The sequence below is a fragment of the Erwinia sp. E_sp_B01_1 genome (assembly GCF_036865545.1).
In the GTDB taxonomy this organism is placed as follows: domain Bacteria; phylum Pseudomonadota; class Gammaproteobacteria; order Enterobacterales; family Enterobacteriaceae; genus Erwinia.
On sequence record NZ_CP142208.1, the window covers coordinates 3,429,534 to 3,446,820 of the forward strand.

The 17,287-nt window shown below is 51.3% G+C and carries 15 protein-coding genes and 1 pseudogene; all 16 read right to left on the reverse strand.

Annotated features, from left to right (window positions below; genetic code table 11):
- Positions 1 to 283 precede the first annotated feature (283 nt).
- A complete protein-coding gene (locus VRC33_RS16055) occupies positions 284 to 751 on the reverse strand; it encodes a putative T6SS immunity periplasmic lipoprotein (protein ID WP_338576772.1) in 468 nt (155 codons plus the stop codon).
- Positions 745 to 1,308, reverse strand: a complete 564-nt coding sequence (locus VRC33_RS16060; protein ID WP_338557310.1) for a type IV secretion protein Rhs — start codon at positions 1,306 to 1,308, stop codon at positions 745 to 747. The genes VRC33_RS16055 and VRC33_RS16060 overlap by 7 nt, the downstream gene beginning before the upstream one ends.
- A gap of 50 nt (positions 1,309 to 1,358) precedes the next feature.
- Positions 1,359 to 2,081: pseudogene (locus VRC33_RS16065) on the reverse strand (type VI secretion protein VasK); the annotation flags it as partial.
- Positions 2,068 to 3,228 (reverse strand): hypothetical protein, encoded by a 1,161-nt coding sequence (locus VRC33_RS16070; RefSeq protein ID WP_338557311.1) that lies wholly within the window; start codon positions 3,226 to 3,228, stop codon positions 2,068 to 2,070. The pseudogene VRC33_RS16065 and the gene VRC33_RS16070, both read right to left, overlap by 14 nt.
- Positions 3,229 to 3,495: a PAAR domain-containing protein gene (locus VRC33_RS16075; RefSeq protein WP_338557312.1), complete on the reverse strand. Its 267-nt coding sequence runs from the start codon at positions 3,493 to 3,495 to the stop codon at positions 3,229 to 3,231.
- A gap of 54 nt (positions 3,496 to 3,549) precedes the next feature.
- Positions 3,550 to 4,116, reverse strand: coding sequence for a tetratricopeptide repeat protein (locus VRC33_RS16080; RefSeq protein ID WP_338557313.1), 567 nt, complete (start codon positions 4,114 to 4,116; stop codon positions 3,550 to 3,552).
- Positions 4,117 to 4,188: 72 nt separating this feature from the next.
- The gene (locus tag VRC33_RS16085) at positions 4,189 to 4,836 is read right to left on the reverse strand and encodes a DUF2931 family protein (protein WP_338557314.1); all 648 of its coding nucleotides are present in this window, start codon (positions 4,834 to 4,836) and stop codon (positions 4,189 to 4,191) included.
- Entirely contained in the window at positions 4,833 to 6,416 is a 1,584-nt protein-coding gene (locus tag VRC33_RS16090; RefSeq protein WP_338557315.1) for a DUF2235 domain-containing protein, read from the reverse strand. Before VRC33_RS16090 ends, VRC33_RS16085 begins: the two co-directional genes overlap by 4 nt.
- Before the next feature lie 2 nt (positions 6,417 to 6,418).
- A complete protein-coding gene (gene vgrG, locus VRC33_RS16095) occupies positions 6,419 to 8,959 on the reverse strand; it encodes a type VI secretion system tip protein VgrG (protein ID WP_338557316.1) in 2,541 nt (846 codons plus the stop codon).
- 303 nt (positions 8,960 to 9,262) lie between these two features.
- Entirely contained in the window at positions 9,263 to 9,634 is a 372-nt protein-coding gene (locus VRC33_RS16100; RefSeq protein ID WP_338576774.1) for a putative T6SS immunity periplasmic lipoprotein, read from the reverse strand.
- Positions 9,635 to 9,708: 74 nt separating this feature from the next.
- Positions 9,709 to 10,263: a type IV secretion protein Rhs gene (locus tag VRC33_RS16105; RefSeq protein WP_338557318.1), complete on the reverse strand. Its 555-nt coding sequence runs from the start codon at positions 10,261 to 10,263 to the stop codon at positions 9,709 to 9,711.
- The gene (gene tssH, locus VRC33_RS16110; RefSeq protein WP_338557319.1) at positions 10,256 to 12,895 is read right to left on the reverse strand and encodes a type VI secretion system ATPase TssH; all 2,640 of its coding nucleotides are present in this window, start codon (positions 12,893 to 12,895) and stop codon (positions 10,256 to 10,258) included. The genes VRC33_RS16105 and tssH overlap by 8 nt, the downstream gene beginning before the upstream one ends.
- A gap of 172 nt (positions 12,896 to 13,067) precedes the next feature.
- Positions 13,068 to 13,559, reverse strand: coding sequence for a type VI secretion system effector Hcp (hcp, locus tag VRC33_RS16115; protein WP_338557320.1), 492 nt, complete (start codon positions 13,557 to 13,559; stop codon positions 13,068 to 13,070).
- 3 nt (positions 13,560 to 13,562) lie between these two features.
- Positions 13,563 to 15,284 (reverse strand): OmpA family protein, encoded by a 1,722-nt coding sequence (locus tag VRC33_RS16120; RefSeq protein WP_338557322.1) that lies wholly within the window; start codon positions 15,282 to 15,284, stop codon positions 13,563 to 13,565.
- Between the two features lie 3 nt (positions 15,285 to 15,287).
- Complete coding sequence (gene tssL, locus VRC33_RS16125; protein WP_338557324.1) at positions 15,288 to 15,941, reverse strand: type VI secretion system protein TssL, short form; 654 nt, start codon at positions 15,939 to 15,941, stop codon at positions 15,288 to 15,290.
- Entirely contained in the window at positions 15,938 to 17,275 is a 1,338-nt protein-coding gene (gene tssK / locus VRC33_RS16130; protein ID WP_338557325.1) for a type VI secretion system baseplate subunit TssK, read from the reverse strand. The genes tssL and tssK overlap by 4 nt, the downstream gene beginning before the upstream one ends.
- Positions 17,276 to 17,287: the final 12 nt, after the last annotated feature.

Sequence of the window (17,287 nt, forward strand, 5' to 3'; positions counted from 1 at the left end):
TGTCCATGACTTTCTTGCCGACGGGCAAATAACAGGCTTAATCAGGGTACTCAGCAAGTACGAAAAAGAGTGATTACAGCTCCAGCAACGGGGGCACAGACAAGAGTTTTAATCAGCAATTCAGCAATAGGGTTATTTAAAATTGCTCATGCCGTATTCACTATCGCCGCTAATGTAGATAAAGCGATTAACAAATCTGTAAAAATAAGCATCAGGAAGAAACAGCACTCCCGCTATAACTAAAAATATAAAGATAAAAACCCCAATACTTTATACCGGGATGCTATTCAGAAATCTCAATTGAACCATAAGGCCTTGACATTTCGCGATCAGTCAAAGGGAAGTTATACACCTGATTATTATCAACACCTATTCCGGAAACAAAACTCCGGGGGGCGTTATTGTTGGTGGCTGAATGAAGTACGAATTCAACAATATATTTATTACCATCCATGAAATGGTAGTAAGAAGAAGGAATACACAATGCGCCATCAACAATCTTAAGACCCGGCGAGAAGTTGAATTTTTTCTCTTTAGGTGGCGTTCCCCGAAGATTAATACCCATGTCTACAGGCTGATAATCTTGCGCATCATTAATACTCATACAAATATCATTACCTTTCCTGTTGACCTGCGCAGTTTCATCCAAGTTTATTCTGTCGCCAGGCCCCGGGCAGCCTGTCAGGACCAACGATGAAATGCCTAATGGAATGATAAAGAAAATTTTTCGAAAATGGTTCACGCTCACCATGGGAAACCTCTCAGAGAATTTTTATACCCCTCCCGTATTACTGCCTCAGAAGTGTCACCATCAAGTGTAATGTCGGGATATTTTTTATTTTCAAGGTGGCACCAGATTTCATAACCAAATGTCTGTAAAACAAAATTATCGGCAATAATTTGCGCCTGCTGTTCCATCTGATATTCATGCAGCAGACGACCATCAAGCGTATAGCGATAGCTAACAAGCCAGCTAACAAGCCCTCTCCCAATAACATTCATTCCTCTTTCCCGTTGCCAAACGTGGCTCATTTCATGAATGAACAGATACTGGAAGTTATCTGTCGACTGCGAAAAATCATCACGGTAAGTATTACGAAAATAAAGCTCACCATTTGGCGTCATCGCCGTATCTTCATACTGTAGATTAAACGGCAGGTAGCTGTCTCTGTGGATCCAGACTTTGGAATATTCAATGGTCGAAGCAAAAACTGACTGTGCCAGCTGTATTTCGCCTGCAGTGAGCAATCGGAGGCCACCTTCTTTTACGTTGTACTTATCCGCCTTATCCGTGTTTTTCTTAACCATAAGTAAATTCTCTCACAATTTCTTCTTCATCATCCCAGCCGAGCGTCAGCGATGCGACCTTCCGGCTTACAGGCACACGGATGCAGGGACCAGACATACAGAGGGAGTTTCCAATCCAGCGTGTTCATACGAGTGCTGATGGCATGAGACAGGGGATCCGTGGTGCTTTCAGACGGCAGCGGCTGCTCCTGCCAGGGAACAGATAACCGATCGAAAGCGGAGGTCACCCACACCGGACCATCTACCGGACGGCGGCGCAGTTTGCGCAGCGCCGTTAGCCAGGCATTGTCTGTGGGCGAATTAAGGTCGCCGCCCCACAACAACAACGTTCCCTGGTCTTCCTGCCAGAACTGCCCGGTCAGGCCAGGGGTCAGTTGTTCAACCTCCGCAACCGTCCCGGTGACCAGCAGGATACGGACATTGCGGCCCCAGCGGCGACCGTACAGATTACGCATAGCTTCACGAATAGAGGTGACTGTGACATTGCGGGGGGCGGTCTGTTTGAGGCGCCCTTCGTCATTCGGCAGTTCATTTTTTCGCTGTGCCTTAAAACGTGACCAGCGTTGATTAATCGCAAGTCCTATGGCTTTGCCGTGGCGGAAAAGCAGCAACAAAATCATTGCCACCACAAACCCCAGCACCTTCAGTCCTTTGCTATCCAGCCCGATGGCATCACCCTTTTTCCAGATGGCCAATGCAACTGCAGCAGCAATCAGTCCGGTGATACTGAGGCGTCCCCAGTTACCACGCCACCTTGAACTATCCTTGGCCATTAACCGGATCCCCTGTTGTTATGGTATTAATAAATCGATGATCGTTGTCTTCAGAAAGCATCAGGCAATCTGACTGCGTCAGCGCAACGATGTCGCTAACGACAGCCGCCATTATCCACGGTGAAAAAGGCCCGCTCAGTCCCGCATATTTTTCCAGCCAGTGGCACTGCTCCGGTTTCCAGTTGCCGTTATATTCTTTGGTGCTGGCCAACAGAGTGGAAAACAGATTTCCCCATGCCATAGCGTCTCCCACAATGGCATCGGTTGTATTGGCCTGTGACTGGGTGGAGAAAAAGGTGTCGAGCTCTGTGTGCAGTTCTTGTGTCGGATCGAGTAACATTGGGCGAAGCAACCGGGCACGATGGCCTAACTGGTATTTTGTCGCCACATCATCAGATGTCAGCAGTAAGGCCGCGAGCGCATCGCTATAGATTTCTCCTCCCTGCATCTGATGAACCAGCAGCAGTTCAACATTCAGGGTCGGGAATTTGATTCGCTCTTCAACAGAAAGAAACGATTTTGAATCACAACAGATAAGAGCAGGAACCGGGCGAAGCGAAATGTTAGCCTGCCAGACTTTTGCAAATGTTGTTTGTAATGTTGCAGGATCTTCACCAGTGTCTGTCAGCAGAGTGACAGTAAAAGGAAGATCTGCAGGTAACTTTGCCAGAACATTACCCATCCCGGTCAGCAAAACCGAGAAAGGGTCTTTACCGGCAGGCAATCTGATGCGCTTTGTCAGACGGATATTCTGTTCAAGGACCGGAGGCGCTGTCAGCAATAAAGCCGGTGCCAGGCTATCCGGTAACATGACACCACTGTGAAGAACCGCAATATGTCGCCCGGCCCAGGTCGTCCATTTCTGCTGCGCATAGTCCGCTTCGTCTGAATCGAACTGATGTTTGTCGCACGCTTCGTTGTACAACCAACCCCTTAAACAGAGGAAAATAAACCAGGCCACAAGCGGAGCTGCTGCGACGATCCAGATATTGAATTCCTGCAATGGTCCCGCCAGCTTGTTGGCGTGAATGACAAACAGCAATACGCTCACGACTAAAGAAACGACGCCCAGCATTAACCACAGAGTGGATGAAGGCTCTTCCGGCTCTTCAGATATTGTTGATTTCTGTCGCTCCCAGCTCATCATTTATCCTACTGAACAATCCGGTGCACTGGAGATCACCTGGCAACCACATTCACAATGACAACCATCCACGACAACTTCTTTACCATCAGAGATCCACTCAGATGAGCCCTCAATGATGGCATTGATCCCGTGACCTTCTACCGGGCAATTAATTTCGTCGCCAATCAATGCTACTTTTTTGCCGTTAACTATCATTGTGGATGAGGCAGATATGACCTCACCGCCATGTGTAGTTTTATCACCGAGCAATACAAAACCTTTAGACATAATCCCTTCCTGAATTCATATAAAAATATTTACAGAAATATTCCTATGGCGTTACTATTTTTTATGTGCAATTTCCTTTAGCTTCTCACACGCATTAGGCTCACCTTCGGAGCAGCTTTTTTGATATAGCGCCTTTGCTTTAACTTCATCTTTAGGTACGCCTTTGCCGTCAAAATACATTGTGGCCAAATGATTCATTGCCGAAGGCTCACTTTGTTTAACCGCAAGCTCGAGCCAGTATTTTGCTTTACTGTAATCGACAGTAACTCCTTTACCATACAAATATGCATAGCCTAGATACATTTGCGCCTTGGCATTGCTTTTATTCGCTGCCTTCTCATACCAGTAATTGGCCTTTTCGTAGCTTTGCGCAGTTTCTTTTCCGGAATAATACATATCACCTAAATCGACCTGAGCATCCGTGTTTCCGAGTTCAGCAGCGATCTGATAGAGTTCAAATGCTTTTTTCATATCCTTCGGAACCCCCATGCCCATACGGTACATATTGGCTATTGTGTTTGCATCATCCGCTTTAGTTGTTGACGTAGGATCGATAACGATTTTTTGAGAAAAAGCAGGGATAGAGATAGACAGCAAAAATAAGTAGAACAGTGATTTCATAAAACCCTCTATTGCAGAAAAATCACAAGAAATTTGGATATTTTCTGGCGGCCGACTTTAAAATATAATGACTCACCAAGTTCCATAAGGATATTTCTTATCTTTTATGAACTTTTTCATCCCCTCACTATATTCATATCCATTAGGAAAGTTAGTTTCATTTTTACACATATCCAGTTCCTTCCCTGATACTGTCGTTATTCTTGCATCATTTAATGGAATATCTGAATGACCATATTGTCTTAGCCAGATTTTTACCTTCCCTTCAGGAGCTAGACCTATCAGCATGGTTTGTCGGTATGCATTTTTTCCAGGTTCTAAGACATCAGGGTAAGGGCTAATCATTTTATTCCACGTATCTTGAGTGAAGAATAAAGTGGACTGATAAATTTTTTTATCAATGATTGAGTCCCAGCAAAATATCATTATTTGCGGCAACCTGTCAGCTTTATTAAACTGTGTATTCCCTGCTGAGTTCCGTTCACTCCATCGCCCTACACTTATGCCTTGTGGCTGATCAATAGTCCGATATATCGATCCATAACCATCTACATCCAACAGTTTTAACAATGTAACCTGAGCAGGCAAAGCTTTGGGGGTAGTAAAAGCAAAGTACCATTTGTCCCAGGGAGTTTTGAAACTGTCTAGTTGCTCACTGGCACGGGCACTAACAGAGCCCACAAGTAATAAAAGTGAAATAATTCTGGTGATTGTTGTCATGATTTTCCTCCTTGCATATTCCAGACAGCACGAATCCAACCGGGGTTTGGGCGATTGATAAAACAAAGCAAATTAGACGATTTGACTGCCCCATAAATAGTTTTCACTTTATCCCCATCCAGCCAGACCTCTTTAACTACCACAGGATTCCAGTGAGCGGAGCAGTGAATATATTTGCCAATCAACTGTAATTCCGGTGAGATAAAAGGCGCCGGCACACCACCACTTCTCACCGCCTTTCCCTGGTCAATTACTTTTTGACATAAAGATTCCAGCTCAGGCGGTAAAGATAAATTCTCATCCTTGGGGAGAATCTCATTAAATAACCCTCCAGCCTCCTGAGCCGCATCCAGCATTACCCGTAAACTAACTTTGCTCCAATCATTAGTCACCACTCTCTCAATAGTTACTGCCGCCCCAACACGTTTTTGTGTGATGCCACCACGTTTTTTATCATCGTTAACCAGATAGTCATACCAGGTCTCTGTCTTTATTTCGCCGCTCGGAATTATCGTACTTAACGCTGGCAGACTCTTTAGGTCAGGAATTTCCGCCGCTGAACGTCGGTAGATGTCGGTCACTTCAGAAGGAATACTTTCACTAACAGTTTCATTTTGGGGCTGGGTCAGGAAAAGATACTCCTTTTCCTTAGGATTATAGCCACCGCCGATATCGGAATGTGCTCCCGGTAGAGGCAATTCCGGCCAGGATTCCTTGATACTGTTCAGGCTGAAGTTGTATCGGCACTCATGCATTGCCGCTATCTGAAAGACTTTCTGTGCAATATCAAGTGGGAGATCCAGCTCAACACCAGGGTTCACACCACTATGAACATCAAATAAATTACTTACTGTACCTACCGCACACACCGTATCAAATAACCCAAGAAAGCGGGTTGCACCTGCAGGTTTACCATGTTGATTTCGTCCACCAAGCCCTTTAGTTATGGCCTGCTGTATGGCTTTATCATTATTTCTTACACGGTTAACAAAGTGGCGAGCTGCTGCCGCTCCACGGCTAAATCCAAAAACATCGAACTGAATTTTCTCAATTGCAAAATTTATTCCCTGGTTAAGAGCCAAGAATTGCGATATTTGTTCAGCAATAAGACCGACGCCTTCATCAGATTTATCAACGACGCCGTAAAACCAGCCGCCCGTCCCCATACTTATCGTGCTATCGCCATTACCTTTATCGGTACCAATTCCCTGTACATAGGCTGCGCGTTGATAAACTGTTTGTCCCTCAATTACTTGATCATTGGTTACATAAAGTGTATTGAGCCAGTGGATGTTAGAATAATATCCAATATAGCTTCCTGCATCATCAAGTTTTTTCCCTATTTTTTTTGCACAGGCTTCGGCGTCTTCCGTCTTCATTCCTACATCAAGATGAGTACAGGATTCCAAAAGGCGGTTCTGGGTATTAAACGCATTATTCCCTGTACCATCAAAAAACATACCAATGGTGATAGTTATCCCCGGAACAGGTTTGCGTTTACAGATAATAGTTTTTTCGGAAATATTGACATCAGTGAAATGTTCACAGTCACTGGCTTCCCATGCGTGATAGTCGGTCATGCTTAGTTATTCCCTGTGGATGAGTTACCGGTTCCCAGAATTTCAATATTTAGCTTACCGGGCATTGAAGTATAAATAGGTAGTGTTTTTCCATTCTCATCCGAAATACCGCTAAATATCTGACCATCGGCAGTGGTTACTTTATATTCCGTCTTCGGGATGAGTTTCCCTTCATTATCTTGCAGTGTATAAACACCGCCATATCCTTTCGGGAAGGTATGAGGCGGTGAACTTAACGTGGCAGGTCCCATCTTCTGGGCATTGGCACATTTCCACAGAACATTACCTTCGCAGCCCAGAATGATATTTTTGCCCTGTAGCTGGATAAATGAGCCATCGTTATTTTTCAGAACGATATCTTTGGCGGCGGTCAGTTCCATCCGCCCTTCCGTGCTGGTCACGGTAACATCCTGTTTGGCCAGCATCTCCAGCGCATCACCCTGCGCCTGGATTTCCACCTTCCCTTTTGCGGCAAAGAGTTTCATACCGGCCTTCTGGGCCAGCATACTGATGGCTTCCCCCGCCGCCACTGTAAAGCGCTTCAGCGCACCAATGTCGGTGTTTTGCTGTGACATAATGCCCACACTGGCGCTGCCGGAGGAGACCCGGACAGCCTGAGGACTGGAGATGCTTACACCTTCAGGTGCATTCAGTACCATCCCGGGTTTGATCAGTTCTTTCAGTGCGTCAGTCAGTTGTACCTGACTCTGGAGATCAACAGGCAGGGCCTGTGCACTTTCTGACGCTTCAGACAGGCTGCGGGCAATACTCAGTGCATTTTCCAGCTGAGCGATCGCTTCCTGCATCGAGAGCATTTTGTCACCAGCTGCGGGCTGCTTATCTGCCGTGATGAAGACCCCGTCACCGCCGCGAATCACGACGTGTTTGTCAGTACGTAGTTCAGCACCTTCACCACGCAGCGCTCTGGATGCGTCGACATTGTGACCCAGATTAAGCTGCGTCTTGCCTCCGTATTCGGTACTGAGCTTAACGTGCTCCTCGCCGCGCTTGTCTTCCATCCGCAGTTTGTTCAGACCCGCTGTGCGCATGACATTGCGTGTGCTGTTCAGTTCGGTAACGTGGTCAACGTGGCGGGAGTCATGCAACGCGTGCGCGATATACGGCCGGTCGGGGTCACCTTCATGGAAGGCAATCGCCACTTCAGTCCCCTGTATCAATGGGAAGTGGAAGCCGTATTTGTCTCCGCCGTAAGGTTTGGCAAAGCGCACCGGCATACTTTCCATACCCTGACGCTTGTCGTCCCGGTCGGCGTCGAACTTCACCCGGTACTGGCCAGAAGCATCCTGCCAGGCGTAGATGTCGTTGTCTTTGGCGCTGGTGACGCGGGCCATCAGCGTACCGCTGACCACCGGACGCTTTTTAGCCGCCGGGCGCCAACAGCGATTTTCGTAATAAGGCATTGCCTCCCACATCACGACCAGGGCATTCCTGCGGCTGGCGATATAGCCCGTGCGGGTAATGATAACGCCGTTTTCTGTTTCTGACGGCAGGGTCGGCGGTACAGCCAGTTCACTTATGGTCAGCACCTGTGCCGGAGAAAGCAGGGCATCATTACTGCTGCCACTGATAGTCGTCTGTCCGGACAGAAAACGTTCATGCTCAAGGCGCGCCCAGAAGTTGCCAGTTTCCGCTGAAGGCGTGATTTTGTCGCCACGCTCAAGATGACGTGGCAGGTAATGATAAACCTCACCGTAGGTAAAACCGTCACCGTCGCCACGGGTCATGTCCGCCGGTACAGAGGTCAGGATATTCTGAGCTTCACGGTGATTGTAATCACTGGCGGTGACAGTGCGCTCAACCACGTTCTGTCGGACGTTAACCCCCCATACCGAGTCCGCTGCATTATCACTCATTCCCGATGGGCTGCTGAGCGGCAGAGACTTACCGAACGTCCATGCACTCTGCCTGTCTGCGAAATGCACCACTTCGGTCCGGGTGTCGGGCTGCAGGGTAAAGAAGTAGAAAATCCCCACTTCGGCCAGCAGACGCTCAATGAAGGCGAGGTCATTTTCCTTGTACTGGTTAATCTGTTCACGCTTTGGATAGTCAGCTTTAAGAGTAAACTCATACTCCCAGCCTTTCAGGCCATGCTCCTGCAATACTTCAGTGACGACTTCCGGTACCGACTTATTGACAAAAAAGCGGTGGGTACGGAATTGCCTGCGTAGCAGAGACAGGAACGGCTCAATAATAATCTGGTACATCGCCTGGTCGCGTGAACCACTGATACGCTTAAAATGCGTCACCACGCCATGCACCACTTTCTGCCCGTTCTGCCCCATCAGCGGCCCTGTTCCCATAGTCAGCGTGGCAGGCCTGGTCAACAGTTGCGCTGAACTGATATTCTGATCGCTGCTGGTAAAAATAACCTGGTAGTAATAAAGCTCACTCATAAACTCTTTACCGCTGAACGTCTCCACATCCAGCGAGGCGGTACAGGACGGAATATTCAGGCGGTAGCGGTTCAATCCGCTTTCAGTTAGCGCAGACAGGGTGTTCTTAAGCGTATCTGTCAGACTCATGATATTGACTCCAAGGGATGACCTGCTGTCCATGACTTTCTTGCCGACGGGCAAATAACAGGCTTAATCAGGGTGCTCAGCAAGTACGAAAAAGAGTGATTACGGCTGCAACTCCGGGGGCGCAGGCGAGGCTTTTAATCAGCAACACGGTCATTTCAAAATTGCTCATGCCGTATTCACTATCACCACTAATGGGGATAAAGTGCTTAACGAATGTGTAAAAACAGGCATCCGAAAAAAATGACACTCCCGACATAAATAAAGTTATAAAAACAAAAACTTTTATTACTTTATATCTGGACACTATTCAGAAACTTCAATTGAGCCATATGGCCTTGCAAACTCTCGGTCGGTCAAAGGGAAATTATACACTTGATTATTATTAACCCCCACACCAACAACAAACCCCCTTGAGCTATTATCACTTCTGGTCGAATGCAATATAAACTCGACAACATATTTATTGCCATTTATAAATTCATAATAAGAAGACGGAATACAGAGCTCTCCATCTAACACGATGAGATTAGGAGAGAAGTTATATTTTTTTTCCTTCGAGGGTGTTCCGCGCAAATTGATGGCAATAGCAACAGGTTGATAATCCTGCGCATCCTTGATCTCAACACATACCTTATCTCCCTTCCAGGTGGCTAACGAGGTTTCGTCCGGTACCATTCTGTCTCCTGGGCCAGGACATCCTGTAAGCATCATCAGGCACCCACAGAGTAAAAGCATTATCGATAGTTTCCTCACCATGGAAATCCCCGCAATGCATTTCGATATTGTTCTCTTATTAACGATTCCGATGTATTGCCATCAAGCGTAATAACGGGGTATTTTTTAATTTCAAGATAATTCCATGCATCATATCCAAATACCTGGAGGACAAAATCATCTGCAATAATCTGTGCCTGTTGTTCCATCGGATATTCACTCAACAAACGACCATCAAGCGTGTAACGATAACTTACCATCCAGCTAACCAGTCCTCTAAAGAGTACATTCATTCCTTTTTCACGTTGCCAGACATGCCCCATTTCATGGATAAACATATGCTGAACATTATCTGTTTCCCGGGAGAAATCATCACTGTATTGATCGCGAAAATAAATCTCTCCGTTTGGTGTCATCGCCGTATTATTATCCTGTAAATTGAAAGGAAGATAACTTTCTCTGTGGATCCATACCTTCGAATAATCAATAGTTGATAAAAAAACAGATTGCGCCAGTTTTATTTCACCTGTCGTCAGCAATCTGAGTCCGCCTTCTTTAATTTTCAGTTGTTCCTGAGTTTCTTCAGTCATGTGCAAACTCCAGCCCTATGCCCTCTTCCTCACTCCAGCTAAGGCGTAACAACTGTGGTTTCTGTTTGGCGGCCATGTGAGTAAGCAACTGCTGACTCAGTACTGGCAGGATTTGCTGATTGAGCAGGCTATCGACGTTACGTGCGCCGGTATCCGGCAGCAGGCAGGCTGCGGTCAGGGTGTCGTACAGGCTCTCGTCAATGTGGGTGCTCAGGCCGTAGTGGCGTTGTAAGCGCTTGCCCACCTGGTTGAGTTTCATTTCCACGATGGTACGCATCGCAGCTTCCGCCAGCGGGCGGTAAATCACGGTCTGAAAGCGGGCCAGCAGTGCCGGCTGGAAGTGGTCACGCAGGACAGGGCGCAGCAATTCCTGCAAATCGCTTTCGCTGGCCTCCGGCTGCTCACCCAGCAATTGCATGAGAGGATCGCTACCAAGATTGGAGGTCATCAGAATTACCGTATTGCGGAAGTCGATTTCGCGCCCTTCGCCGTCACGCATAAAGCCGCGGTCGAAGACCTGATAGAACAGGTTCATGACGTCACGGTGCGCTTTTTCCACTTCATCCAGCAGCACCACGCTGTACGGGCGCTTGCGCACAGCTTCGGTGAGGATCCCGCCCTGACCATAGCCGACATAGCCCGGCGGGGAGCCCTTCAGCTGTGATACGGTGTGCGGCTCCTGGTACTCGGACAGGTTGATGGTGATGAGCGATTTTTCGCCACCGTACAGCACATCAGCCAGCGCCAGTGCGGTTTCGGTTTTTCCCACGCCACTCGGGCCAACCAACAGAAATACACCCTGCGGGCCGTTCTCGGAGGTGAGACCCGTTTTCGCCGCTCGCAGGCGCTGGGCGATGGCGTTGAGCGCCACATCCTGGCCTACGACGCGCTTGCCAATTTCACCTTCTATATTCAGCAACTCGGTCTGTTCGTCCTTCATTAATGAGGAGAGTGGTACGCCGGTCCAGTCGGCAATCACGTTGGCCACCGTGCGAGTATCGACGTCCGCGGTCAGCAGCGGCGCGTTGCCCTGTAGACTGGAGAGTTGCTGTTGCAGTACCGCGATCTCCTCCTGACGGCTGATGTCCTGACGCACGTCCAGCAGCTGTCTCGTCAGCGCCAGCTCCTGAGCGTATTGGGTTTCCCGCTCGTCCAGCTCAACAACCAGCGCAATCTGCTGTTGCTCAATGACCGCCAGTCGTTCGCCGTGCTCGCGGCCGCCCAGCGCGATATCTTCCAGCAGCGCCTGTTTTTCAAAATCGAACGCGGTGAGTTTCGCCCGAAACTCGGTCAGCGCTTCAGGCACGGTGTCGAGGCTCATGCGTACGCGGGCCGCAGCGGTATCAAGCAGGTCGACAGCTTTATCCGGCAGCTGGCGTCCGGTGAGGTAGCGTCGGGACAGGGTGACCGCCGCGCGAACCGCATCGTCGGTGATGTGCACGCTGTGGTGTTCGGCGTAGCGGGATTTTAAACCGCGCAGCATCAGGCAGGCAGTGTCGTCGTCCGGTTCGTCGACTTTCACCATCTGGAAACGGCGCTCAAGTGCCGCATCGCGTTCAAAATACTGTTTGTACTCGCTCCAGGTGGTGGCGGCGATGGTGCGCAGTTCGCCACGCGCCAGCGCGGGCTTTAGAAGGTTGGCTGCATCTGCGCCGCCCGCAGAGTTACCAGCCCCGATAATAGTGTGCGCTTCATCGATAAACAGCAGAATAGGGACAGGTGACTGCTGTACCGCATCAATAACGTTTTTCAGCCGCTGTTCGAACTCACCTTTCACGCCTGCGCCTGCCTGTAACAGACCGAGGTCGAGTGTGCGCAGAACAACAGGCTTGAGAGATTCTGGTACGTTACCTTCAGTAATACGCAACGCCAGACCTTCGACCAGTGCCGTTTTACCGACTCCTGGTTCACCGACCAGAATCGGGTTGTTCTTACGACGACGGGAGAGAATGTCCACCATCTGACGGATTTCCGTGTCACGACCAAACACCGGATCGATGTTGCCCTCTTTCGCTTTGGCGGTGACGTCGAGGGTGAATTTATCCAGTGCGTTCTGCAGCGCCGGGGTCAGCTCACCCTCTTTCAGCTCTGCACCAACCGGGCGACCGACAAACTCCACTTTTCCGCCATGGTTCTGCGCCAGTTCGGCTTCCTGCTGTACTTCCGGCCGTTCGTCTGACTGGGCATCCAGTAACGGACGCAGGCGTTCCAGTTGGCTCTGCCCCAGTGTCAGCAAAGGCCATAGGCCATCACAGCGCACCAGGTTTTGTTTCCCGACCAGCGCCATCAGCAGATGATGACTTCGGATCTGTTCTTCACCCGTAAGCGAGGCAATCAGCCAGGCTTCCTGCATCAGCATCTGGATGTTTTCCGAGAGCTGTGGACGGTGGCGTACTGAGCGCGGTTGTTTATCGAGCCAGCCGAGCAAATCCTGCCAGATGCTGTCCATATCCCACTCGTAACGACGCGCCAGCACAGTCAGGTCACCTTCGCCCTGCTCCAGTAGTTTCAGCAGCCAGTGCTCCGGAAGAATTTCCGCATGGGCGCGGGTCAGACAGAGCGAGGCTGCCCCTTCCATCGCGCGGGCACAGTACGGATTCAGACGACGTAACAGGATGGCTGGGTTTTCCATTTTTCTCTCTCTTGATGGCTTCCGGGCACGCTACCGCCCTTCGCTGTTTCCCATTAAGGGGACCAAAGCGTATATGGCCGGGCAAGCAGATTGTGTGTGTTTTTGCTGAGCGCCCGTAATAACAGATACTTAGCAAAAAAAAGCGGACAGAGAAGCTCTGCCCGCTTGTGACTTACGCGGTGGCGCGTTCGTTCCAGGAATCGGAATGAATGATGTTGCCGTCTTTGTAAGTCCAGGTGATTTTTTCGTAGCGCAGTTCAATCTGCTCAAGGTGGTTATGCTTCTCGAAAGAAGGATCCTTGATGTCGTGCATCACCGGGTTCACCTTCACCACCTTCACGTTCTCAAGTTTGGTGTTGAAGTACTCTACTTCCTGACCGGCGTCGTCGATTTTGTACCACTTGAATTCAGCAGACTTCAGGGTCTGACCGGTGGTGACCGCTTTGTACAGATACGGGCTGGAGGAGTCGATTTCCTTGGTGAATTTGAACGGCGTGTGAATACGCGTGCCGGTCAGTTTGCCGGTGTTGTTATCGGTCGGGATGTACAGGTTATGCTCCTGCGCCACCAGTTCGATGCTGCCTTCACGATCCTGAACGTCCACAGACCCTTTAATGTCCGCGCCGCCATCGTCTTTCAGCCAAAGATAAACAGGAATTGCCATGATTTACTCCATTTCATTGGTATCTGCGCCATCATCCGATGACGCCTGAGTGTTACCCGGTATCTGACAGGCGTCGGCCTGCGGTACCAGACTGATTTCGACACGGCGGTTCTGCGCACGGCCAACCGGCGTATCGTTGGTTGCGACCGGGCGGCCTGCGCCATAGCCCTGCACCGCAAAACAGCTTTCCGGTACATCACCGGTATCCCTCATCCAGTCACGTACCGCTTCAGCACGTTTCAGGGAGAGCGTCTGATTGAGTTTCAGGTTGCCGGTATTGTCGGTATGTCCACTGACCACAATCAGCCAGCCCGGCTTCGCCTTGATGCCAACAAGAGAATTAATGAGCATTTTCGTGGAGCCGGCCTTCAGGTCAGATTTTCCGGAATCAAACAGCGACATGCTGTCGAGGCGAAGGGTCTTCGGTCCCTGAATGATTTTTTTGATAACCGGAGGAGGTGGCGGAGGTGGAGCCCAGTCACTGACGGCCGCTTCCACCGGCGGCACCAGACGCAGCCCCTGATAAAGCCCCAGCCGGTAGCGCAGTGGTTCACCCCGGCGCGCCCAGTCATCCAGCAGAGCACCATCGGCCCTGAGGCGCTGTTGCGCCCGAAGCCTGGGGGCGGCTGGCTGGCCCGACAGGTGGTGATACTGTGCAAGGTGGTCACTGACATTGCGAATGAGGCGCTGGTTATTGACCCAGGAAGCCAGCATCGCCAGGGCCAGAAATACCCCGCCCAGCAGGCCGGCATAACGCCAGAATACCATCCGACTGCTGACTCCCCGGCGGCGCGGCAGCGCCGACAACAGCAGTTCTGGCAGCGGTAAGGGCTCATCGGTACAGGCCGCGTCAGGCGGCAATGCGGTCACGGAGCCAATATACTGCTGCCAGAGATTATCTGGCTGACCCCTCACCGGCACCATACAGACCCCCAATGCGCAGGGTTTCATTTCGGGCAACTCACCGTGGCGGACCGACAACAGGCTGTTGACCGCGGCATCCTGCCAGGCAAGCACACTGTCAAGCCACAGCCCCTGACTCAGACGGAAGAGACGTTCACCTGCATCCGGTTCACAGGCCCACTCAGCCAGTGACAGGCTACCCTGCCCAGGCTGGTGAACCTGCATACCCGTACGCTGGCTGACCGTGGTAAACCAGACAGGCTCAGCCGTCGTGCAGGCCGCAGGCGGAGACACCCAGGTCACCGTCCACATTGGGAGAAGACAGCCAGGGGTGGAACGGCACTGTACGATCCCACGCTGCCAGCCCCGCAGACGCTGGGTAAAATCGTCTGCGGAGGTGTGGGACTCAGGTAAAACCGCCAGCAACACCGAGAGCTGAGAGACCAGCGCCGGACGCACCTGCCCCAGGAATTGCACCAGTAACGGCAGCTGCTCTGCATCTTTCACCCACAGATACCAGCCCTGGCGGGTTTCACGATGGCGGGTTTGTGGTGGGAACAGAGCGGTGTTATCGCCACAGACCAGAATGAGGGCTCCCTGAAAATCCTCCGGCGGCAGGCTGTCATCCACTATCTCTCTGACGGCTTCGGTACGCGCATGCACTACCCGCCACTGCCGCCAGAGTAAAAAAACAGACACCAGGACAATCAGCAGGCAGAGCACGACACAACTGGTTACCGACAACGGCCAGAACCCCAGGATGAGCCACAGCGCCAGAAGCGCCCCGAAAGCCGTTAACAGACTCCGGTAAACATCACGCATGGCTTACTCCGGCCTGACGATCTGGCTCACCAGGTCGGTGAGGGAAGATGAAAGGAAGAACCACAGAACCACCAGCACCGCAGCACCGGCAATCCAGGATAACCAGTACCCGCGTCGGCCACTGCGCAGGCGTGATGCCCTCGCGATAACCGATGCCTCCTGAGCGAGCTGAAACGCGGGCACTCTTTCTCCCAGCGTCCTGACCACATCCTCGCGGCGCTCATCATCCTGTGCGCGGTACTGGCCCACAAACCCCAGTTGCAGGGTACGATACAGACAGGTCAGCACCGCAGGATCCGGAGCAGTTTCTTTCAACAGGTTGCGGATGCGCTCCCAAAGCTCCTCACCGGCATTCAGGGTGCCAAAAAAATGCGCCTGCAACGGATCACGACGCCAGGTCAGATAACCATCATCTGTGCTTCCCCGGTTCATCACACTCTCATCCAGCAATGCACACAGGGCGTACACCATGTGATCACGGCTGGTATCACTGTAACCCGCCCCGGTCAGTGCGGAACGTGCATCCTGCACCAGACGACAGGCACGACGATAAAGCCCTTTCCCGTCCCGGACTTCCTGGCCGCCCCGTAGCTGGCTTGCCATCAGCCAGCCGGGATAAAAGATACGTTCGATATTGCTGGTTTCGGCTTTATTCATGTCCGCAGCACCGCAAAGAGTTCAAGTTTCACCTCTCCCAGTGAACGTGGGGTGTAGAACGTACAGTTGCCCATTTCCAGCATCTCCCGTGCGGCATCTGAACTCAGATCCAGTGAAAAATACTGGTTCTCCAGACGCAACGGGATCGCTGCAGGCACATGGGTCAGCGGTTTAATGACCATGCCACTTAACGCAACGTTCACCACGTCTGAGACATCGTCAAAGCTGCCCGCCTTACAGAGCTGAGGAAATTTAATTTGCAGCTCATGGTTTGGCATGGAGGAACGCACTGAGAGATAGAAATCCGCCCCTTCGCGCAGACGCGCATCGTGCAGAGAGCCTTTCCAGATCTGATCGGCATGCTCGAGCGCAATGCTGACCACCCGTGATGGCAGACTGGCCTCCAGCAGCTTATCGAGCAGCGTCAGCAACGGCGGGAATACCTGCTCCGGCGCTTCATGCCGGTAAACAGGAATATCAGCGGCATCATGTTCCAGTGAGAACGTCATCAGACTGCCAGCAAGACGTGCCAGTTCGCGGTACAGCAGTTCCGGATGTCGGGAAGGTGTCAGCAACAGTTCTGTTAGCACAGGTTCGGCGCTGTTCAGGGCGTTAAGCAGCCAAAAAAGGGACACATCCGCGACGGCAAAATCAGCCATCCGCTCATTGCTTTCACGACGCATCGCCATCAGACGGCGCCGCCGGGCCTGCAAACGAACCAGCAGGTCAGCGGTTTCCTTGACCAGAAGCGGGCTGGCAGACACTGCGAGCATCGGCGGAATAAATGATGCATCGCGGCTCCACTGGCCCTGGGCATTACGTACCAGACGGGCAACCGGACAGGTCAGATAAGCGGTATTCTCCTGCGTGGACAGGCGCAGTGTGATGGCGTGACGCAGGATGGCAAGCTCACCGCTTTCATGACCCGCCAGCTCCTGTACGGTCACTCTCTCCATTTTCCAGCGCCGTGGCCGTTCGTTGTCCTGACCATTATCCAGATTTCCCCCGCCGGCATTCAGCAGCGGGAGCGCCACCATCACCTCCACGGCATCATTGCCTGATGCCGATGACAGGTCACAGACTGGCGGGAGGGTATCGGCGAGATCGGTATCGACCAGCGTGCCATCCTGAAAACACACGACCAGGCGAGTTGCATTCAGGCGGGACAGCGCAAGCGCCGCATCATCAAACTCGGCGACCGCAAGCCCCCAGGTATGTGCAACCCCCATCCCGGCAAGCGTACTGGTCAGATGTTCTCCCCAACGGACCTGCTGCTGAAACTGTTGCGGGGCCAGCGCGGCGCCGTCTTCCCAAAGTGGGCGAAAAATTTTCATCCCTGATTTCCC